At 38.1% G+C, this 20,950-nt stretch carries 27 protein-coding genes; 17 read left to right on the top strand and 10 right to left on the bottom strand.

From position 1 onward, the window contains the following. Positions 1-28 precede the first annotated feature (28 nt). Entirely contained in the window at positions 29-970 is a 942-nt protein-coding gene (locus FAZ15_RS00705) for a zinc dependent phospholipase C family protein (RefSeq protein WP_136899148.1), read from the bottom strand. Between the two features lie 128 nt (positions 971-1,098). Between FAZ15_RS00705 and FAZ15_RS00710 the strand changes: the two genes are divergently transcribed. The 3 genes from FAZ15_RS00710 to FAZ15_RS00720 are packed head-to-tail and all read left to right on the top strand — an operon-like array spanning position 1,099 to position 3,656. Continuing rightward, positions 1,099-2,085 (top strand): glycosyltransferase family protein, encoded by a 987-nt coding sequence (locus FAZ15_RS00710; RefSeq protein WP_136899149.1) that lies wholly within the window; start codon positions 1,099-1,101, stop codon positions 2,083-2,085. Between the two features lie 4 nt (positions 2,086-2,089). Next, a complete protein-coding gene (locus FAZ15_RS00715; RefSeq protein WP_136899151.1) occupies positions 2,090-2,761 on the top strand; it encodes an FKBP-type peptidyl-prolyl cis-trans isomerase in 672 nt (223 codons plus the stop codon). Further along, on the top strand, positions 2,751-3,656 hold the full coding sequence (locus FAZ15_RS00720) for an aldo/keto reductase (protein WP_136899153.1): 906 nt from the start codon (positions 2,751-2,753) through the stop codon (positions 3,654-3,656). The genes FAZ15_RS00715 and FAZ15_RS00720 overlap by 11 nt, the downstream gene beginning before the upstream one ends. Before the next feature lie 24 nt (positions 3,657-3,680). On the opposite strand, the gene kdsB is transcribed toward FAZ15_RS00720, so the two are convergent. The 3 genes from kdsB to trpS all read right to left on the bottom strand — a co-directional run bounded on the left by kdsB (position 3,681) and on the right by trpS (position 6,162). After that, positions 3,681-4,424 carry a 3-deoxy-manno-octulosonate cytidylyltransferase gene (gene kdsB, locus FAZ15_RS00725; protein ID WP_136899155.1) on the bottom strand — a complete coding sequence of 248 codons (744 nt, stop codon included), beginning with the start codon at positions 4,422-4,424 and terminating at the stop codon, positions 3,681-3,683. A gap of 116 nt (positions 4,425-4,540) precedes the next feature. After that, positions 4,541-5,155 carry a deoxynucleoside kinase gene (locus FAZ15_RS00730; protein ID WP_136899157.1) on the bottom strand — a complete coding sequence of 205 codons (615 nt, stop codon included), beginning with the start codon at positions 5,153-5,155 and terminating at the stop codon, positions 4,541-4,543. A gap of 8 nt (positions 5,156-5,163) precedes the next feature. After that, entirely contained in the window at positions 5,164-6,162 is a 999-nt protein-coding gene (trpS, locus tag FAZ15_RS00735) for a tryptophan--tRNA ligase (protein WP_136899159.1), read from the bottom strand. Positions 6,163-6,238: 76 nt separating this feature from the next. Between trpS and FAZ15_RS00740 the strand changes: the two genes are divergently transcribed. After that, the gene (locus FAZ15_RS00740; protein WP_136899161.1) at positions 6,239-6,928 is read left to right on the top strand and encodes a hypothetical protein; all 690 of its coding nucleotides are present in this window, start codon (positions 6,239-6,241) and stop codon (positions 6,926-6,928) included. Positions 6,929-6,944: 16 nt separating this feature from the next. Here FAZ15_RS00740 and mazG read toward each other — a convergent pair whose 3' ends face one another. After that, on the bottom strand, positions 6,945-7,754 hold the full coding sequence (gene mazG / locus FAZ15_RS00745) for a nucleoside triphosphate pyrophosphohydrolase (protein WP_136899163.1): 810 nt from the start codon (positions 7,752-7,754) through the stop codon (positions 6,945-6,947). 107 nt (positions 7,755-7,861) lie between these two features. Between mazG and FAZ15_RS00750 the strand changes: the two genes are divergently transcribed. Together FAZ15_RS00750 and FAZ15_RS00755 are read left to right on the top strand one after the other, a co-directional pair. Further along, the gene (locus FAZ15_RS00750; RefSeq protein WP_136899165.1) at positions 7,862-8,176 is read left to right on the top strand and encodes a hypothetical protein; all 315 of its coding nucleotides are present in this window, start codon (positions 7,862-7,864) and stop codon (positions 8,174-8,176) included. An 11-nt stretch (positions 8,177-8,187) separates the two neighbouring features. Next, the gene (locus tag FAZ15_RS00755) at positions 8,188-8,724 is read left to right on the top strand and encodes a DUF1543 domain-containing protein (RefSeq protein WP_136900074.1); all 537 of its coding nucleotides are present in this window, start codon (positions 8,188-8,190) and stop codon (positions 8,722-8,724) included. A 48-nt stretch (positions 8,725-8,772) separates the two neighbouring features. Here FAZ15_RS00755 and ychF read toward each other — a convergent pair whose 3' ends face one another. Further along, a complete protein-coding gene (gene ychF, locus FAZ15_RS00760; protein ID WP_136899167.1) occupies positions 8,773-9,873 on the bottom strand; it encodes a redox-regulated ATPase YchF in 1,101 nt (366 codons plus the stop codon). A gap of 118 nt (positions 9,874-9,991) precedes the next feature. On the opposite strand from ychF, the gene FAZ15_RS00765 reads away from it, so the two are divergent. After that, on the top strand, positions 9,992-10,630 hold the full coding sequence (locus FAZ15_RS00765; RefSeq protein ID WP_136899169.1) for a hypothetical protein: 639 nt from the start codon (positions 9,992-9,994) through the stop codon (positions 10,628-10,630). A gap of 130 nt (positions 10,631-10,760) precedes the next feature. After that, the gene (locus FAZ15_RS00770) at positions 10,761-11,261 is read left to right on the top strand and encodes a hypothetical protein (protein ID WP_136899171.1); all 501 of its coding nucleotides are present in this window, start codon (positions 10,761-10,763) and stop codon (positions 11,259-11,261) included. Between the two features lie 82 nt (positions 11,262-11,343). Here FAZ15_RS00770 and FAZ15_RS00775 read toward each other — a convergent pair whose 3' ends face one another. Both FAZ15_RS00775 and FAZ15_RS00780 read right to left on the bottom strand, forming a co-directional pair. Continuing rightward, entirely contained in the window at positions 11,344-11,724 is a 381-nt protein-coding gene (locus FAZ15_RS00775) for a DUF1304 domain-containing protein (RefSeq protein WP_136899173.1), read from the bottom strand. 106 nt (positions 11,725-11,830) lie between these two features. Next, complete coding sequence (locus FAZ15_RS00780; RefSeq protein WP_136899175.1) at positions 11,831-12,301, bottom strand: OsmC family protein; 471 nt, start codon at positions 12,299-12,301, stop codon at positions 11,831-11,833. A 551-nt stretch (positions 12,302-12,852) separates the two neighbouring features. Between FAZ15_RS00780 and FAZ15_RS00785 the strand changes: the two genes are divergently transcribed. The 4 genes from FAZ15_RS00785 (at position 12,853) to FAZ15_RS00800 (ending at position 18,339) form a co-directional block, all read left to right on the top strand. Further along, entirely contained in the window at positions 12,853-13,209 is a 357-nt protein-coding gene (locus FAZ15_RS00785; RefSeq protein ID WP_136899177.1) for a bleomycin resistance protein, read from the top strand. 154 nt (positions 13,210-13,363) lie between these two features. Next, a complete protein-coding gene (locus tag FAZ15_RS00790) occupies positions 13,364-14,656 on the top strand; it encodes a dicarboxylate/amino acid:cation symporter (protein ID WP_136899179.1) in 1,293 nt (430 codons plus the stop codon). Between the two features lie 233 nt (positions 14,657-14,889). Next, entirely contained in the window at positions 14,890-16,428 is a 1,539-nt protein-coding gene (locus FAZ15_RS00795; RefSeq protein ID WP_238387104.1) for a glycoside hydrolase family 43 protein, read from the top strand. A 45-nt stretch (positions 16,429-16,473) separates the two neighbouring features. Continuing rightward, a complete protein-coding gene (locus FAZ15_RS00800) occupies positions 16,474-18,339 on the top strand; it encodes an MGH1-like glycoside hydrolase domain-containing protein (protein WP_136899183.1) in 1,866 nt (621 codons plus the stop codon). A gap of 68 nt (positions 18,340-18,407) precedes the next feature. Here the strand turns inward: FAZ15_RS00800 and FAZ15_RS00805 are convergent, their stop codons facing one another. Beyond that, positions 18,408-18,752: a protein kinase family protein gene (locus tag FAZ15_RS00805; RefSeq protein WP_136899185.1), complete on the bottom strand. Its 345-nt coding sequence runs from the start codon at positions 18,750-18,752 to the stop codon at positions 18,408-18,410. A 72-nt stretch (positions 18,753-18,824) separates the two neighbouring features. Between FAZ15_RS00805 and FAZ15_RS00810 the strand changes: the two genes are divergently transcribed. The 5 genes from FAZ15_RS00810 to FAZ15_RS00825 all read left to right on the top strand — a co-directional run bounded on the left by FAZ15_RS00810 (position 18,825) and on the right by FAZ15_RS00825 (position 20,456). Next, entirely contained in the window at positions 18,825-19,217 is a 393-nt protein-coding gene (locus tag FAZ15_RS00810) for a DUF1801 domain-containing protein (protein ID WP_136899187.1), read from the top strand. Positions 19,218-19,320: 103 nt separating this feature from the next. Next, the gene (locus tag FAZ15_RS22655) at positions 19,321-19,476 is read left to right on the top strand and encodes a hypothetical protein (RefSeq protein WP_202912279.1); all 156 of its coding nucleotides are present in this window, start codon (positions 19,321-19,323) and stop codon (positions 19,474-19,476) included. Further along, a complete protein-coding gene (locus tag FAZ15_RS00815; RefSeq protein ID WP_202912280.1) occupies positions 19,458-19,715 on the top strand; it encodes a hypothetical protein in 258 nt (85 codons plus the stop codon). Before FAZ15_RS22655 ends, FAZ15_RS00815 begins: the two co-directional genes overlap by 19 nt. A gap of 61 nt (positions 19,716-19,776) precedes the next feature. Beyond that, positions 19,777-20,010, top strand: a complete 234-nt coding sequence (locus tag FAZ15_RS23075) for a YdeI/OmpD-associated family protein (protein ID WP_394343804.1) — start codon at positions 19,777-19,779, stop codon at positions 20,008-20,010. A 20-nt stretch (positions 20,011-20,030) separates the two neighbouring features. Then, positions 20,031-20,456, top strand: coding sequence for a DUF1801 domain-containing protein (locus FAZ15_RS00825; RefSeq protein ID WP_136899189.1), 426 nt, complete (start codon positions 20,031-20,033; stop codon positions 20,454-20,456). A gap of 95 nt (positions 20,457-20,551) precedes the next feature. Here FAZ15_RS00825 and FAZ15_RS00830 read toward each other — a convergent pair whose 3' ends face one another. Then, positions 20,552-20,860, bottom strand: a complete 309-nt coding sequence (locus tag FAZ15_RS00830) for a hypothetical protein (RefSeq protein WP_136899191.1) — start codon at positions 20,858-20,860, stop codon at positions 20,552-20,554. Positions 20,861-20,950: the final 90 nt, after the last annotated feature.

A 20,950-nucleotide genomic window follows, 5' to 3' on the forward strand; every position in this document is an offset into this window, starting at 1 on the left:
TCGCTCTTTTTTTTGCTACACACTTTTCTTAGTGCCACTCTTCTCGGCCTAATATTTTCTTATCAGAATATTCAATGTTTTCTTCTACAATTTCTGTCGAACCGGCCTTAAGAGCAAGATTAGGTTGACCGGCATCGATCCAGGCTGAGTACCACAACGATCCTACATAATAGATTGAGGATCTGAATCTTCTCTCTACCATACCATTTAAAGCCCGATGGTAAGAGGTGGCATAGGTATCTGAATAGTTTAATGTCAGTTGATTATTGCGTGTGATATAACTTTTTTGTTCGGCTTCCTTGGTGGTTTTTGAGAGTTCTTTTTCGATATTTAAGACAGAATCGACTAGTGCGTTACTTTCCTTTATAATCTGCCAACCTAACTGTAAAGGATCCTCGATGTAAGTAGCAACACCTACAAAATAATCATATTCATGACTAAACATTTCAGGTAGCCTTGTTTCCCAAAATGCATGGATTCCTATTTGATCTGAAAACTGACCATTGTAATTGCTGGTCGTATGCAAAGGAACATGTGCATCTGCTACATAATGCCCTAGATCGGCACTGAATCGGATGATGCGGTTATTATCACGTTCTTTAAAGGCATTTACTAGATTTTGATAAGTTCGCCATATCTGCCAAGGGACCACCCCATTCGCGAGCAATTGGCGTTCGGTAAATTTTGCTACAGCTTTGCTCCAATGGATAGGAATAGAATCTGTGCCATCGTCGTATCGATCTAGATCGATGTAGTGCCGAGGTCCTTCTAAGGTATCGATATAGCAACGCTTATCGGCATCTACTGCTTTTTCGGTAATGGTTTTAACATGCTTTTTGTAAAATTGGGCTAACGAAGCTGGCAATGTATATGCCGCATTCTCATTTATTTGTTTATGCGCATAGAATCCCCACGATGTAAGTAGTAGAAAGAGAGTTAAACCGAAAAGTACCGTCGCCATAAATTTCATATATGATTAGTTTTTAATGATCATAATCAATTGATTGTAAACTTAAAGTTAAGTAAATTTTATTTAAACAGGTTTTAACAGAATCATTATAAAAAAATGCTTACTTTCGGACGAATATATTGAACCATATGAAGATACTTTATGCGATTCAAGGTACGGGAAACGGACATTTATGTCGGGCAATGGATGTTATACCTTGTCTTCAAAAATTTGGTGAGGTGGACGTGCTTATCAGCGGTATTCAAGCAGATATTTGTCTTCCTTTTGAGATCAAATATCGCCTCCATGGCATGAGTTTTATTTTTGGTAAGTCCGGTGGGGTAGACATTTGGAAAACTTTTATGAGTTCTACTGTGCGTAAATTCATCCAAGAAATAAATTCTATTCCGGTAGAAAAGTACGACTTGGTTATCAATGATTTCGAACCCATTACCGCCTGGGCATGCCATACGCGCGACATACCCTGTATTGGATTGAGCCATCAGATCGGAGCCATGCATAAAAACAGTCCGAAACCCGAAGAAAGTGATATGATGGGAAAGTTTATCATGAAAAACTATGCTCCATGCACACACTCATATGGTTTTCATTTCAAAAGTTATCACCAAGATATTTTTACGCCTGTTATCCGTAAACCTATTCGAATGTTGGAGCCGACAAATGAAGGGCATTATACGGTATACCTGCCTTCCTACGATGACGCCCATATCCTGAAACATCTTTCGAAGTTCCAAAATATAAAATGGGAAGTGTTTTCGAAGCACAATATGAGACCGATGCACTATAAAAATATTTCCATCAATCCTATTAATAGCGAGGCTTTTGTGAAAAGTATGGCTTCTGCGGAAGGCGTATTGTGTGGTGCTGGTTTTGAAACTCCGGCAGAAGCTTTGTATCTTGGAAAAAAATTGCTGGTTATTCCTATGAAAAACCAATACGAACAGCATCTGAATTCTGCAGCATTGGAAGAAATGGGGGTACCTGTGATTAAAAGTTTAAAAAAGAAATACGAATACGATATAGCGCTTTGGCTTAATAGTAAATCTACTGTACAGGTGGATTATCGCGATAATACACTACAGATCGTTGAACAAATTATCAATAAACATCAATAAATATATGAACAAATTTTTGAACCTGATTTTTATAAGTTCCCTAGCTGTTTCCGCGACTCAGGCCCAAAGCCTTGTGACACCTAAAGATTCATTGTCGTATGCGCTCGGAAGAGACATTGGCGCTTCACTAAAAAATGCTGGTTTTGATATAGATATCCAGGTGCTTAGTCATGCTATTTCTTCTTCGTTGGCACAGCAAGATGGTTTATTCAGTGACGAAAAGAATTCGCAGATCATACAGGGGGTCGTTAAAAAGTTAATGGATGAACGTAATGCCGTCTTGAGACAACCGGGTGAAAATTTTTTAGCAAAAAATAAAGCCCACCCCGGTATAAAGGTAACACCCGAAGGTGTACAATATGAAGTTTTGGTACAAGGAGAAGGCGCGCAGGCTACTGTTGAAGATGAAGTCGTTGTGCATTATAAAGGCTCATTGATTGATGGCAAACAATTTGATAGTTCTTACGACCGAGGCGCACCTGTTAATTTAGAACTCGACCGTGTGATCGAAGGATGGAAGATTGGCATACCGTTGATGAAAGTCGGTTCGAAATATAAGTTTTACATTCCATATAACTTAGGATATGGCGAACGTGGAGCTGGTGAAATACCGGCTTTTAGTACGTTAATATTTGAAGTCGAACTTCTGGAAATCAAAGCAAAGAATGCAGTATAATAATTTAGGACAGTCAGATCTAAAAATTTCAGAAATAGGCTTTGGAAACATGTCTTTAGAAGGCGGTGCTTCCAAAGCAAATATTGACCTTATTGCTGAAGCTTTTGATCATGGAATAAATTATTTTGACACAGCAGATCTGTACGAGAATGGTCTTAATGAAGAGTTAATCGGGAAAGCTGTTAACACATTCAGGGATCGGGTGGTGTTGGCGACTAAAGTAGGAAATGAATGGCGTTCCGATGGATCGGGATGGGATTGGAATCCGCGCAAAGATTATATCCTACGTATGGTGGACAAATCCCTCCAACGGCTTAAAACAGATTATATCGATGTCTATCAGCTACATGGCGGCACTAAAGAGGATCCTATAGATGAAGTCGTTGAAGCATTTGAACTATTAGTCGAAGCAGGGAAAATAAAATACTATGGAATTTCGTCCATACGTCCCAATGTCTTTACGCAGTATCTCAACAAGTCAAATATTGTTTCCAATATGATGCAGTATAGTTTGTTAGATCGGAGACCAGAACGATATTTTGAAATATTTGAAGCGCATAATACGAGTATAATATCCAGGGGGAGTTTGGCTCAAGGTCTTTTATTGGATAAAAAAGCTAAACCTTATCTCGGATATGAACTTGGGGAAATTGAATTATTAAACGGTAGTGTCGGAAAACTAGGCCGACAACTAGAGGTATCTAAACAAGCTATTGCGCTAGCATACGTATTACAACATGATGTAGTTGCCAGTGCGGTGGTAGGAATACGTACAGCAAACCAGATGAAGGAACTTTGGCTTGCCTACCGCGATCTGGAAAAGCTGAGAAATCAAGACCTCAGCATGCTTTTGACTGATCTGCAGCCCATTCACTATACAGGCCATTTAAGTTAACGGTAGACATTTTGTTATGAACCCTTAACTGTTAAAGTATTTGTCTACTATATACTTTAGATCTTCAGGTGTATCTATGGCATCATTAGTATGTGCAGATACCGCGGTCTGAATTTTATATCCATTATCCAACCAACGCAACTGCTCCAAAGCTTCCATTTGCTCTAGATCGGATATAGGTAATGCACTGATCTCTTTCAGAACTTCTGTTCGGTAACCATAGATGCCTATATGATTGTAAAAAGGTCTCTTAGTCAACCAGTCTTCGATTTTTGTACCTCTTAAAAACGGGATGGCTTGTCTGGAAAAATAAATAGCCTCTCCATTTTTGTTCAACACCACTTTTGGTTTATTTTCATTTAGTAGTTCTTCATTCGAAGATACCTTATGTACTAAGGTAGCAATTTGTGTTGTCGGATTTTCAAAGCAAGAGGCTAATAGGTTGATTTGCTGAGGGTCAATAAAAGGTTCATCGCCCTGAATGTTGATAGCGATATCAAAACCCTGAAGTGATGTGATTACTTCAGCACAGCGATCAGTCCCTGACTGATGATCCTTTCTGGTCATAACGACATTACCAGCGGCGCTTTTAATATCATCATAGATGCGTTGATCGTCTGTAGCTACTATTACTTCGCTAAGAACGGACGCATGTTTTGCCTGATTGTATACCCGTTGGATCATTGATATTCCTCCAACATCCGCCAAGGGCTTACCTGGAAAGCGAGAGGAGTCATATCGAGCGGGAATTATTCCTATTATTTTCATCTATTTATTTTTTTGTTTTAATGGCTGATGAGAACTCGATGGCAATAATCATTGTCTTGTGTGTCAGTATTATTGCCATCTCGGTTTCATCAACGTCAAAAGTTATAAGTGAAAAATTAAAAAAGCCCAAACAGTTCCGTTTCGATTTTTCGAATGATAGTTCCCAGATCTTCTGGATTATTAGCAAAGTCTAAATTATCTTTATCCAGTACTAACAATTTACCCTCGTCATAGCTGCCTATCCACTTGTCGTATTTGTCATTTAATTTGGATAGGTAATCCAAGCGAATGCCTGATTCGTAATCTCTTCCTCTAAGTTGGATGTTATTTACTAAAGTAGGCACAGACGCTTTCAAATAAATTAAGAGATCGGGTGGTTTTATATAATGTATGATGCTTTGGAAAATATTGCTGTAATTTTCAAAGTCACGTGCACTCATCAGTCCCATATCGTACAGGTTTTCTGCGAAGATGTAAGCATCTTCATAAATGGTACGATCCTGGATCATTTTTATACCTTTATTTTGTAATTCAACGATATGTCTGAATCGACTATTTAAAAAGAATATTTGAAGGTTGAATGCCCAACGCTTCATATCGCTGTAGAAGTCTTCCAAATAAGGGTTGTTGTCTACCGCTTCAAACTGAGGTTCATAATTCAGATGATGTGCCAACAATTTTGTCAATGTTGTTTTTCCCGCACCTATATTTCCTACTATGGCTATATGCATATCTAAATTTAATATAGTTTTTTAAGTCCAATAATCTCCCTCACCTCTTTAATCGTTTTCTGTGCACTGGCTTGCGCTTTCTCAGCTCCTAATCGTACTACTTTCTTAATGTAATCAGTATCGTTGGATATATCTTCTATACGAGACCGAACAGGCTCTGTTGCTAAAACCATATCTTCCGCCAATTGTTTTTTTAAATCACCGTAACGTATCTCGCAGCTGTTATAGAGATCATCAAAATGTTGTAGCGTATCTGCAGTAGACACTACCTTCATAAGGTCAAAGAGATTCTGTATGGAGTCCGGTTTTACCTGATTCATTTCTGTTGGCCCCGAATCAGACTGTGCACGCATTATCTTTTTACGTATCACGTCCGGTGAATCCGATAAATAGATGCAATCGCCTTCACCGTTGGACTTACCCATTTTACCCTGTCCACTTAATCCAGGTACTTTCACCAGTTTGTCAGAATAGCTAAATGCAAATGCTTCTTTGAAATAATCTACATCGTATATGCGATTAAAACGATTTCCAAATGTTCGGGTCATTTCGAGGTGCTGCTCTTGATCCTTTCCTACAGGTACTTTTACGCCATGGTGTATCAAGATATCGCAGGCCATTAATACCGGATAAGTCAGTAAACCAGCATTCACGTTATTTGGGTTCGAACGAATTTTATCTTTAAAAGAGGTCGCTCGTTCTAATTCACCTAGATAGGCGTTCATATTCATGTAAAGGTACAGCTCTGCAACTTCTGGTACATCCGATTGAACGTATATAGTAGATTTTTCGGGATCGATTCCTGCTGCTAAATACTCGACTGCCACTTGTCGAACAGTAGACTGTAAGTCCTGTGGAGTAGGGTGAGTTGTTAAAGAGTGTAAATCCGCTATAAAAAAGAAGCAATTGTATTCATTTTGCATCTTAACAAAATTACCCAATGCTCCGTAATAATTTCCTAAATGTAATTTTCCGGTACTTCTGATACCGCTGACAACAGTTTCCATATACCTGCGAATTTACATATTAATTCGTTAATTTATTAATCTTACTTATATTTAGATGCACCAATAAAGTACAGTGATGGGAAAGAAATTTATACACATTGCATTATTTTGCGCTATGCTCAATGTTGTTTATGCACAGGAAAAGTCGGTTGTTTTTTCGGATGAATTGTGTACTTATGAAGGCTTTTACGATAGTGGAAAGTATACCGAGAAAGAACTGAAAGATACATATGAATTGATAAAGGGTATATTTTTTCGTTATAGTGGCGACAAAGAAAAAATAGAAAGGAGTTATGTAGAGATCAAAAATAAGTTAGAAAATCTATCTGTTGTAAAAGAACCTTTCTTTGAGGCCCTGCTTGATTCGACTCTTATTTATTTGGATAAGACTTATAAAGCAAAATTAATTCAGTTAGAAGCAGAGCATAACCCCAATGTGCTACTGCGTTTATATCAGGATAATACGGAGATAAGACAGTATGCTGAGGCTTTAGTGGATCGAAAAACTAAATTATTAAAGTCTTATGAATATTTAACAAAAAAGCAAATGGAAAAAAACGGTTATCCGGAAAGGCTTTGGAATAACTACCAGTCGAATATTGCTCAATCCAATAAGTACGACCTAGCGTTTGACTATGTTTTGGTATATGGCTGGTGGAATGCAGTAAATCACCAGTTACCCCATATTTCATACGATGGGCGTCAATTTGAGGCTTTTGAAAAGCTATTCGTTAGTTTAGAAACGTTAGATTGCGATGAACCTTGATAGGTACAATCACATCTTACGATTTCAACGTTTTCGCTTCGTTCCAATATACGTCCATTTCGGCTAGTGTCATATCCTTAAGTTCCTGCCCATTTTCACGAGCTCTTTTTTCAAGATGAGAAAACCGGAACATGAATTTCTTATTTGTTCGCGATAAAGCATTCTCGGGATTGATGCCCATATGTCTGGCGTAGTTGATCAGGGAAAAAAGCAGATCACCAAATTCCTGTTCGGCTTTATCATAATCTACTTCGGTCTCGTTTTCAAGATTAAATTCCGCTTTAAATTCCGCAAGCTCTTCTTCTACTTTTTCCCATACCTGTGTTTTATCTTCCCAATCAAATCCTACTCCGCGCACCTTGTCTTGTATGCGGTAGGCTTTTACTAGGGCAGGGAGTCCATTCGGAACACCAGATAATACGGATTTATTACCTTCTTTTAGCTTAATTGTTTCCCAATTCTGTTTTACTTCTTCGGCGTTAGCTACCTGGATGTCGCCATAAATATGGGGATGTCTTGTGATTAATTTATCACATACTGCGTTCAACACATCGACAATGTCAAATCGCTGCTGTTCTTCTGCAATACGTGCATAAAAGACTAGATGCATCATGACGTCGCCGAGTTCTTTCTTGATTTCTTCTGTATCTTTATCCAATATGGCATCCGTTAGCTCATACATTTCCTCTATTGTAAGAAGCCTAAGACTCTCCATCGTTTGTTTTTTATCCCAGGGACATTCTTCGCGTAACGTGTGCAGAACCTGCAATAATCGATCAAAAGCTTCTGAAGATGTATGTTTTGTTTCGGGTGGCGTATGTGGCATGATATGCGTATTATTTAAGTGCAAAGGTACAGCAATTTTTAAAAGTTTATATTATGGAAACCTAAAGCATCATTATTTGTTATAATTGTATATCAAGAACACAATTTATGGAGACTATTTTCAATTATGACACACCTGTCATAGCATTAGAAAAATTAAATAAAGCAGGGTATACAATCGATTACAATCAAGAATTTGACGAGTTATTTTCAGAATCTGATAATTTTACGATCGATTATTTATACCGGTATGAAGGGATAACTGATCCTAGCGATGAGTCATCCGTGTATGGAATACGGAATACAATTTCGGGCCATAAAGGTGTATTTGTGGCAGGAAACTTATCACTGATCGAAGGTCGAAAACGCGATATTATTGTCAATTTAGAAATTCGTTCCAAACAAGCCCAAAATAATTTGTAATGCACCTTTTTATGGTTTTGTTAGGTGCCAACCCGCCTACGCGATTTATTGAGCAACATGATGTTTTTTTTGGAATAGGCGATACTATAGTAGATCTCGTACCTGATATGCGCGACTTTTGGCCAGAACCAGGTGATAAGTTACATATAGATTCTTACCGGAAAGTAACGAAAGTGAAGTCGTATTCCATTAACATAGTGCCTCGTGACGCAGCGGTCAATAGGGATGTCAAACTTTACTTTCTTAATTTAGGAGGTTATAAAGCTGGCGATTTTGAAGAATATCATTACAAGCAATTGGTCGTTGCGAATGATATGAGCGAAGCAATACGAACAGGAAAGGAGACCGTCTTTTGGCAACACCATACATCGTCGCATATCGACGAAAAGTATGGTATAGATCTGGATGATATTTATCAAGTAGAAGATATGCTTCCTGCCAAATTAAAGGCAAAATATGCATTACAGATAGAACCCGTAATTGAAAATCTTTCTGAGGATAAACTTGAAATAGGTTATCTGAAATTGTCCAAATTGGAGAAAAAATAAACGGGGATGTGTAAACATCCCCGTTTATTTTTATAGTATTATAATAGACTATACGTTAAATCTAAAGTGCATGATATCACCATCTTCTACAATATATGTCTTTCCTTCTACAGCGAGTTTTCCTGCTTCTTTCACGGCTGCTTCTGAACCGAAATTCACAAAATCATCGTATTTAATTACTTCAGCACGGATAAAGCCTTTTTCAAAATCGGTATGGATTACACCCGCCGCCTGAGGCGCTGTAAATCCTCTTTCTATCGTCCAGGCGCGCACTTCTTGTACACCGGCGGTAAAGTAAGTGGCTAGATCCAATAGCGAATAGGCTGCACGAATTAACTTGTGCACTCCCGATTCGGTCAGGCCCAGATCATCCAAAAATAGCTGACGTTCCTCATAGCTTTCCAGTTGAGCAATTTCAGATTCGATCTGTGCCGAAATAATCAACACCTCTGCATTTTCTTCTTTTACTGCTTCTTTAACGCGAGTTACATAATCATTTCCCGTGTTTACAGAAGCTTCATCCACATTACATACATATAGAACGGGTTTGATGGTTAGTAAGGTCAGATCCTCGATGTATTCAAAATCTTCTTCTGATATTGCCGCCGTGCGTGCAGATTTACCAGCCTCTAGGTGTTCTTTTACAATAGAAAGAATTTCAAAAGTTTTTTTTGCATCCTTATCCCCACCTGTTTTCGCCATTTTCTCGACTTTTTGGATACGTTTTACCACAGTATCTAAGTCCTTCAGTTGAAGCTCTGTATCGATTATCTCTTTATCACGAATAGGATCTACGGATCCATCAACATGAATGACATTACCATCGTCAAAGCAACGTAGTACGTGTATGATCGCATTCGTCGTACGGATGTTACCTAGAAATTGATTGCCTAACCCTTCTCCTTTGGAAGCACCTTTTACCAGACCTGCAATATCTACAATCTCGATCGTATTGGGTACAATGCGTTGCGGATTTACCAATTCGGCTAATTTATTTAAACGGGCGTCGGGAACAGTGATGACACCAATATTAGGTTCTATAGTACAAAAAGGAAAGTTAGCCGCCTGCGCTTTTGCATTGGACAAACAGTTGAATAATGTTGATTTACCTACATTCGGTAGGCCAACGATACCACATTGTAAAGCCATTAGTTTTGCTGATAATTTTAAAATTCCACAAAGATAGGAAAATGATGCCAATTAAATAGAATAAGTGTATTTGATATTTCTCTAACAAAAACTATCTTTATCAACAAAAAATAAAATTATGAAGAAATTTTTCTTTTTATTATTGACCTTTGCTTCTTTTACAGCTTTTGGTCAAACCGGTTTTACACCTGGCTTTCAAAGTAAGGTAACATTTGGTTCAGGATTTACTGTCTTGGATGAGGAGGTAGAGATGATGCAATTGAAGTTTGATTACGTCGGTCAGTTTGCATTAAGTCCGTACGTGTCCTTAGGTGCGGGGACAGGTATCCGGCATTACCTGGATTTCGATTATTCTACTTCTGGAAATGACTGGTTCGACCTCGACTTTAATCAAGAATTAATGATCCCGTTATATGGTCATCTTAATGTTCGATTCCTGGATAAGAAAGCATCACCTTTTATTAGCACATCTTTGGGGTATGCGTTTGGGGTAAATTTGAATTCTGATGTCAAAGATTTTTACAGGATCAATTTTGACGCAGATGATGCGAAATTCAAATCTGGTTTTATTGCTGATGTGTCTACAGGAGTTAGTATTCGTTTCAGAAATAGACTGGGGCTTGTTGCAGGTCCATATTTTGAGTATCAACAAACTGAAAGACAGATTTTTGAACTAATTGGAGGAGACGCAGTGGTTCAGCATAGAGAAGAGTTGAATCTGTTTAATTGGGGGCTTAAAGTCGGATTAACGTTTTAATTGTCGCATTTTCTTTACATATTTTAACGTTTAGCCTGTTAATCCCTTTGCAATACTATGCAGTCATAATAATAAACTTAGATAAAAGATTTATCGTCTCTTAGGAGCATTTAATTTAAAGGAGGTTATTATGAAAAAAGTAGTTTACTTCGCACTCGTATTTTTAGGAATTGGCTTTGTACAGGTCGGTAAAGCTCAAGTTAATGTCAGTATCAATATCGGAAACCAACCACTTTGGGGGCCTGTTGGTCATGCGTATGCCCGTTATTATTACATGCCAGAAATTGACGTGTATTACGATGTGATACATAGAAGGTATACCTATTATCAGGGTAATAGATGGGTTACAAAGTCGAAGCTTCCTGCTAAGCACAAAAAAATTAATTTGTACCGTACATATAAAGTCGTATTAAACGATCGTAATCCATGGCAACATCATCGAATACATCGTATCTCGTATTCGAGATACGCCAATAATTACTCGCAGGTGGTACTGCGAGATGCGCGTAGAGAACGCGAATATCGAAGGGATGATTACAGAAGAGATGATCGCCGACATAATGCTCAAAAAAAGTACAACAAACAGGAAAACAAAGGCAAACAAAACAACGGCCGGGGAAACAGAAGATAGCTTTGTTAGGTGTAGGAGCTAATCCCACACCTAACATCATCTATTTAATAGTGCGTAAAAGGGAACTACCTACGAAGCAAATTTACGCATAGGTAAGCAAAACGAAAATTAAAGCAAGTATAGCGGGAATACCCTGTTTTATCAGTATGCTTTTCGATGCGGTGACAGCTCCAAAGATAGCAGCGATGATCACACATCCGAGAAAGAAAAGTGCAACGTAGCGTTGCCACTCCAGATTGTCAATACACAAGGACCAAATAAGTCCAGCGGCTAGAAAACCATTGTACAAACCTTGATTCGCAGCGAGGCTCTTAGTTGCTCCAAATAGCTCCGCAGGTAGTGATTTAAATGTTCTTTTTCCGACAGTTTCCCATGCAAACATTTCCATCCATAGAATGTATAGGTGTTCTATAGCGACTATTGCTATTAATACCATTGCGATGATTCCAGTTATTCCTTCCATATCTGTAAAACTAGGTTATGATACTGCAAGATACAAAAGTGTATCTGTCATTGTTAAAAAACTTCGGATGTCTAAACGATTGAGTAATCCTCAATTGTTACATAAGTTATTGTTTTGAGTTGACCACGGGTTTATGTCCGACTGGGAAATTTACAGAGTTGGCAATAAAACAATACTCATTTGCTTTCTTATGCAATTCGATTGCCTTTTCGATCATATCATCATTTTTAACAAGAACTACTGGATTTAAGGTCACTTCTTTAAAATAACCACTTCCATTTTGTTCCTCTATCATTATACCCTGAGCATTGTCAAGATATTCTTCTACAACAATATTATTTACGCAACAAAAATGAAGATACCAAAGCATATGGCAGGATGATAAGGACGATAGTAATAGCTCTTCTGGATTATGCCTTTTACGATCTCCGTTAAATTCGGGGTCTGAAGAACCTTCTATAATTTTTTTGTTTTCTATTATTATTTTATGGCTTCTTTCGTAATTTTTATAATTATCCGTTCCTGTTCCTTTATTGCCCGTCCATTCAATTTGCGATTTGTATATATGCTCTTTCATTTTGCAATAATTTATTTTCTTTTGTTTTTTATCTTCACAGTACAAGTAATATTCTCCTGAATAGCAATTTAAACAATTTTAGTGGATAATGATCGCTTGTCCTTAGAGATTTTGTTTCTCAACAGGGCATTATAAATATAAAATTTTTAAAAGAAAATACTTCTATTATCTGGTTTCTTTCTAGCTTATAAATGGATCTAATTTTCGGTTGTAACATGTAAATCGTCAGCAAAAAGTGGACGGATTTAGTTAAAAACGAGAACCTAATATTTTACTTATGGGGCGCCGAATGAACGGCAGAGAAGAAGTTATGAAATAAAATCTGGGAATGGAATGGTATTCAGCAAAATACCAATAGTTCAAAAGCCCAAGATTCACATCTTGGGCTTTCTATTTTTTTAAGTTATTCATTATACCCTATACACCTAGTTTGTAACTAATCTGCATACAGCTAACAAATAAGCTTTTTGTATTATAATAACGTACAGATTTTAAAAATATTTTACTGTTTTCAAAAAAAAACCGAAATTACCTAACATAATTTTATTGATATGCTGACAGACATCAACCCCAAATTACCCATGCGTAATAAAGCCAACACAAAAGAGTTTTACTTGAATAAATTAGGATTCCATGAATTTGGAAATGCGGATTATGAGGGTTATTTAATGGTACAAAAAGACGATATACAAATCCACTTTTTTGAATTCAAAGAACTTGATCCACAAGAAAATTATGGACAGGTATATATACGCACGGGTGATATTGATACGTTGTACCAGTTTATGTTGCATAATAAGCTAACCATACACCCATCGGGAGATTTACAAATAAAACCTTGGGGACAAAAGGAGTTTTCGATGTTGGATCCAGATAATAATCTACTAACCTTTGGACAATGTGTATGATAATAAAGCTTCCTTGCAATAAAATCCATATTTTTTAAAAAGCGTACTTTTTACAGGTTTTTTCTAAATTGCAACATGAATTAATGTAATGAGCGGTACGCCTTATGCTAGAGCCTTGCTGTTTTTTTCTTGAAAAAGTCCATAACTAACCAATATGATAATTGATAACGTAATTTCAACAGAATCTAAAAAGAAACCTAAGTTTTATCAACTGCTTTATATTCAAGTCTTATTTGCGATAGCAATCGGCGTATCTTTGGGACATTTTTATCCAGCTTTGGGAGAGCAAATGAAACCTCTCGGTGATGGTTTCATACAATTGATTAAAATGATTATTGCACCGGTTATTTTTATCACAGTCTCAACAGGTATTGCCTCGATGAGTGATATGAAAAAAATTGGGCGTGTTGCCGGCAAATCTTTTATTTACTTTATCACGTTTTCTACATTGGCACTGATACTGGGACTAATTGTAAGCAATGTAGTGCAGCCCGGTAAGGGATTGAATATAGATCCCGCAACATTAGACTTCAATAGCGTTTCGGACTATGTGACTAATGCAAGGGACTCAAGTCTGCTGAATTTCGTGCTAAATATAATTCCCCAAACATTGATAAGCCCCTTAAGTGGTACAAATATATTGCAGGTATTGTTTACTGCGATCTTATTCGGTATAGGTATTTCATTAACATTAGATAAAAGCAAACCTGTTCTCGATTTTTTACATGCGCTGGCATATCCCATATTTAAAGTTGTTAGTATTTTAATGAAGTTAGCTCCAATTGGTGCTTTTGGCGCAATGGCCTTTACCATTGGGAAGTATGGGCTAAGTTCTATGGGTAATTTGATGATGTTGGTCGCTACATTCTACATGACCGCAATATTCTTCATAGCTGTCGTATTAGGGGCCGTAGCGCGATACAATGGATTTTCAATTTTTAAATTATTAAGATACCTCAAAGACGAGTTATTGTTGGTGTTGGCAACAAGTTCTTCAGAATCGGCTCTTCCGTCTCTCATGCAGAAAATGGAAAAAGCGGGCTGTGCGAAGCCCGTGGTGGGGCTGGTTGTTCCTACAGGCTACTCTTTTAATCTAGATGGGACAAATATATACATGACACTTGCTGCATTGTTTATTGCGCAGGCATGTAATATTGATCTAAGTCTAGAACAACAGATCCTGTTGTTATTAGTTGCAATGCTTAGTTCCAAAGGAGCAGCGGGTGTCTCTGGAGCAGGCTTTATCACACTAGCAGCTACATTAGCTGTTGTACCTGAAGTTCCCATAGCAGGGATGACGCTGATACTAGGGATAGATAAGTTTATGTCCGAGTGTCGGGCACTTACTAATTTAGTTGGTAATGCAGTGGCGACTGTTGTCGTTGCAAAATGGGAAAATCAATTAGACGAGGAACAACTTGATGCAACCTTAAATAAGATATCGTGATTACTACCCCAAATGGGCGGTGAAAAACTTACAAAATTGGAATACAGCTTGAATACGCATACATGTAACGTCCGCCCGATACTGTTTCATAATATGATTTTCCTTTTTTAACCGGAGTACTGAGGTGTTTTAACGGATAAACCGAGGCTCATTTTAATCAACGGATGTAAGGTGCAATTGAAGAAAGTAAGATTTTTTTTGTATTTTGCATATTAACTATGTTAAAACGATTTATGATTCGATTAAACCACGAAAAGAAGCTTTCACACATCGGGCTGCTCCTTTCTTTTTTGTGTTTTTCCTGTTTGACCTTTGGCCAACAAAAGGCGATGATCAACGGTGATTTTCCTGACCCAACTGTGCTATATGCAGATGGTAAATATTACAGTATTGGTACATCCAGCGAATGGGGCCCACATTTTCCGATTTACACGTCTGAAGATTTGCTGAGTTGGAAGCAGACAGGCTTCGTTTTTTCATCACCTCCTGAATGGGCACAATCGGCGTTTTGGGCACCAGAATATTTCTATCATAACGGAATTTATTACGTCTATTATTCGGCAAAAAGAAAGAAAGACGGAGTTTCATGTATCGGTGTAGCAACTTCGCGTTACCCCGATCGCGATTTCGTGGATCAGGGAATAGTTGTCGACTATGGTACGGAATCCATAGATGCTTTTGTAGTAAGAGAGGGGGATGAACTCTATATGACTTGGAAAGCCTACGGACTTGACGATCGCCCTATAGAGTTGATCGGTAGTAAGTTATCTGCTGATGGATTTCGGTTGGAAGGTGAGCCATTCTCTTTGCTTTTAGATACTGCTGCTGTTGGTATAGAGGGACAAAGTTTTCTAAAAAAAGACGGATTTTATTATATGTTCTATTCGGCTGGAAACTGTTGTGGAGTAAGATGTGATTACCACGTACAAGCAGTACGTTCCAAATCACTTACAGGTCCTTATGAACGAATAGGTACAGGAGTTCTCCTCGGAGAAAATACCGATTGGAAATGCATGGGCCACGGTACATTTGTTGAGGGGAAGGAGAATAAAATGTATTACCTGTTTCATGGATACAATAAAGTAGGTACAACCTATACGGGGAGGGAAGGATTGTTGGCCGAACTTCAATGGTCATCGTCGGGTGAACCTTCTTTCGTGTTTATACCTGCTACCAGTTTAAATGAGCAACACAATGTACAGCTTGATCTCAGCGGTGATCCCAACATAAATCCGTATTGGCAATGGGATTTTCGGTATGCAAAGCCGGAGCTCAGCCATACAGCACAGGGGATTCGGCTAGGAGGGATAATCCCGCCGGATAATCCAACAGGTATAGCATTAACATGGCGCCCAAGTTCAGTAGTGTATGAATTGGGTGCCGTGGTCGATCTGATCAACAGTAGTGAAGGTGCCCAAAAAGGCATCGTCATCTATGGTGATAAAGATCGATCAATAGGTGTGGGAATTACAGGAAATAACATTCAATTATGGTTGGTGAAAGATGGTGAGAAATTTCAAATAAAACAGGAGAAACTTCCCAAAGATTTAACAACACTGGAACTAAAACTGGAATTGGGTGCGGACTTACAATGTCGCGCATTTTACAAGCGGTGGTCCACCTGGGTTGAGATCGTGCCAGAAGATCGCGGACTTACACGTGTTAGTGGTATCTCCCCTTGGGATAGGAGTCCTAGACCAGGACTGCATTTTCAAGGTACAGAAGATGAAAATGCAGTGTTCCATAGTGTGTATTTAAATAATAAACTGTAACGCTACATGCACTTATATTAACCCATGAATCTATTATAAACCACAATGAAAATAATTTTTATTAAGATCAATATCCTTTTCCCTTTTATCGGAAGTATATTGCTTTTGATCGTAACTCTTTCCATATCCTGTTCTACACCCAAAAAGGTGCTGTACGAAACTGAATTACGGCGTCTCAGAACAGCTTCAGAAGACACCCTTGTTTCGCATGTCGACGAATTCAACAATTATACCGGTCGTCCAGAATCTGATGGGCCATTTAACGCATCTAATAATAAAGCTTTTTTACAGCAAAATATTCCTTTTTTTGTTAGTTCGGATGATGCGATCACTAAAGTCTATAATTACCGTTGGTGGATGATCAGTAAACATTTGAAAGAATACGAAGATCCAGAAGATCAACAAAAATACTGGGTTATTACAGAGTTCTTCGGTGTACCAGCCTGGGCATCCCTTAGTGGCGCCATAACCTGTCCGGCAGGCCATCAGTTTTACGATGTGAGGTGGCTACGGGATCCTCGGTTTTTGAATTCCTATGCCGACTATTTTATGAAGGGATCCGCCTCTCGATTAAATCAACGGGAAAATGGCAACTTCCTTACGTATTTAAGCCGACCCGAAAGTCATCATTTTTCGAGCTGGATGATTGATGGCGTGGAAGCATTTTTAAAGATACATCCTAATACAGTTTGGCTTCATGATATGTTGCCCCATCTGGAGGTGCATCAACAGGTGTGGGATAGTTTGTTCACTGTTCATAACCGCGACTCCAAAACAGCCGGAATGTACAAGATTTTGGATTTGTATGACGGGATGGAGTTCAGTCTTTCAGCCGTTTTGGGATTGATTGAAAGTAAAGGCGCTTATGATATCTATACACACGAAAATTGGAGAGATTATTACCTGGGGTGGGGAACAACGGACAAGGCAGCTCAATCTGTTCAAGCCAGACAATTTCCAAAGGCCTATCGGAAGGGGTATCCAGATTATTATCTGGTACGTCCTTCCGTTAACGCATATGCTTATGCTAATATGAGATCGCTTTCCAACTTGTATAAATTGGATGGCAATGTGATTCATGATGACGCTGTCCAGAAAAAGATAAAAATGTACGGTTTACGTGCCCAAGCGATACAGCAAAACGTTTTAAATGTTTTATGGAATGAGGAAGATCAGTTTTTCAACACTTACAGTGCAGGTGATAATCCGTTTGGAATAGGCGATTATGAGGCGAGGGTGCGGGAATCTGTAGGGTATACGCCATGGTATTTTAATATGATCCCGCTTCAGGATCATCATAAATATGAGAAGGCTTGGGACATGTTTTCTTCACCTCAAGGATTTTACAACAATATGGGAATGACGACTGCCGAAAGACAACACCCCTATTATAACGAACAGGCGTACGCTTGGAACGGACGTGGTTGGCCATTCCAGAATTCAATCGTATATAAAGCTTATGCCAACTACCTGCGGCATTATAAGAAAGAGATACTAGAGACAGACAAGGATTTATTGTATGATTATGTCCAAAAGCTGAGCCATATGCACGGTACAGCGCAGTTAAATATTGGCGAATGGTATATCCCCAGTGATGGCGAAGCGTTTGGAGGACAGCAGGATTATTTCCATTCTACTTTTCCAGATATCATCATTGAAGATCTTTTAGGGTTTAAGGCATCTCATGAGCATAAATTCACCTTAGAACCTTTATTACCTGAGAATAAATGGGATTATTTTTTCTTAGGAAACTTACGCTATCATCACCATGATGTCGATATCATTTGGAAGAAAGATTGGGATCCGCAGCAACCGGGCGACCAGAGTATGCTTTGTGTGTGGGTCGATAAAAAATTAGTCGGTAAGAGGCCGAAGCTCAATGGCAAGCTAATAATAAATTTAAAAAATTAATAGAGCATAAATGTTTTTTGCCTGCATACGACGGGCACAGAACCGTTAAGTTATATAATAATGTAGTGTTAACGCCCGGTAAGCTGTTCTTTCACCACTTTCCTATGTATGTCACTCGCTGTTTTAATAGCAAACAAAGCATAATTCAAGGATGATGATGCGTGTCGCTTCACAATCTGCTCAAACATGTTCTTCCAAACCTTTTCACCGAGTTTTTCGTACCAATAAACTAAGCTTTTCAAACTTTCTTCTCCGAAAACCGAGATATGTCCCGAAAAGTCGATCGATGGATCACCAACCTGGCCTTCCGACCAGTCATTTATCGTGATATAGTGATCAATAAATTTGTTTTTTCTTGTCCTATGAAAACTGATATAACGAAGAAATGCTGTAAATTGCGTTATATAATGCAAATGCTCTACGACTGAAGCCGCAGAAGCATATTAATGACGGCGTTTATGAACCTACGAATTAACTATTTACATATGAATTCTGATATTCAAACCTATAACGACAAGCAGATGCCGGAATATAGAGCAATCTGCGATTTACTAGCACAGGAAATCTCTACCCATCTCTCAGAGGCTGAAAATAAAATATGGCATGCACATCCCGTCTGGTTTCTAGACGAAAATCCTGTTGTGGGTTACAGCAAGCAGAAAGCGGGAATAAGACTGATGTTTTGGAGCGGTGCTGATTTTGAAGAACAAAACCTTCATGTAAAAGGATCAAAATTTAAAGATGCTTCTGTTTTCTATAACTTAGTTTCTGAGATCAAAACAAGTGATTTAAAGCGATGGCTCGAAAAATCTCGTGATATTCAGTGGGATTACAAAAATATAGTCAAACGAAAAGGAGTTTTGGAAAAACTAAAATAAGAATAAATAGGTACAAGAAAAATGAAAAATTAAGAGAAATAACCATGCGAAAAATACAAGTCAAAATAGTTTCAATGCACCAACAGCAAAGGTGTATAACACAATGCTTGGCTTAGACGATATCAAAACTTATGAACATAGGACGGCTGAATTTAATCCAACTTCTACTTATAAAGGTAGCTGGAATAAGGGGGCAAAAATCTATTTTACCGGGGTAGATGAAAATGGAGAAGAAGGGGGATGGTTTCGGAAATTGTAGAGAACATTCCTTACAAGTTTGTTTCTGTCCGCCATTATGGAATTCTTCAAGGAGAAATTGAAATTACGGTAGGCGAAGAAGTTGAAAAATGGGCAGGAGGATTCGAGAATTATACATTTGAAGAGATTAATGGTATAACTACCGTTACAGCGGAGATTGACGTCACGGACGATTACCTCAGTTATTTTAACACCACATACCCCAAAGCCCTGAAAAAGCTGAAGGAAATCTGTAAATAACGTAGTTAACCAATGATAAATTTAATAATAGGGCGCGGCCTATATTGCAGACGCCATTTTAATTGCGGAAAAAGGTCTTCAAGTAAAACCCGAAAAGCATCAGCCCGTTCCTGTTCCGCAATTGTTAATTGTAGCGCTGAATGAAGATAAAGATCTTAACGATGCGTTTAAACAACTGACTTCAGGGAAACAAAAAGAGTATAGCCTATATATTGATGAAGCTAAGCAGGAAGCGATTAAAATAAAGCGTATTGAAAAAATAAAACCACTGATATTATACGAGGTGTCGGATTGAACGATAAATACAAATAAGCAATGGCGAAGAATAAAACTACAGAAACTGACGGGGATGCTGGAGAGTTTATCCACTCTTTTGCGGATACCGAACAAAAACGGAAAGATAGTTTCGAGCTTTTAAAGCTGATGAAGGATTTTTCCGGCTATGAACCCAAAATGTGGGGACCTTCTATTATTGGATTCGGAAACTATCACTACAAATATGAAAGCGGGCACGAAGGTGATGCCCCACTTATTGGCTTTTCTCCGAGAAAAGCAGCAATTTCCCTATATGTTTTTACGGGTTTAGAGGAACATACACATTTGCTTAAAGATCTTGGAAAGTTTAAAATAGGGAAAGCCTGTATTTATATTAAAAAATTATCCGACATCGATCAAGCCGTTTTGAGAATACTGGTAACGGAAACTATTCGTTTTTTACAATCAAAATATGGAAAACATTAAAATTGAAGTCAAATGGGCACTCATCTTTCAGTAATGGGTTTGTCTGGGATTACTACGCATAATCAAGCCCATGAACACGATTGTTATTTATCTGATTAAATAGACTGATCTCCAGTATAATACTCGTGAAATACCTCGTTAAACTGCGCTTTGCTATTAGGTTCGACCAAGTTCGAGGATAATTTCACTTCATAATCCACGAGATCGCCATTCTCTTGGATTACGACGATTATATTATCAATGTGATCCTTAATAGCCTCTTTGATATCCTCTTTGTCGGTCACTGAATCCTCCTGAACGGAGGTTGTCGTCCCATTGTCGGTCAGTTCTGCTATAGTCCAAGATAATATTTTGTAATTTGATCGATAAAAAGATGGTACGTCGATGTTTATAATGCTTTTCATGATGATTTATTTCTGATTGAATCAACATTACTTAAGGCAATGCTTTCATGATATACAACCGCCGCGTTATGTTTTTGTTTAGAATAAAAA

It is taken from the genome of Sphingobacterium olei (assembly GCF_005048855.1).
In the GTDB taxonomy this organism is placed as follows: Bacteria; Bacteroidota; Bacteroidia; order Sphingobacteriales; family Sphingobacteriaceae; genus Sphingobacterium; species Sphingobacterium olei.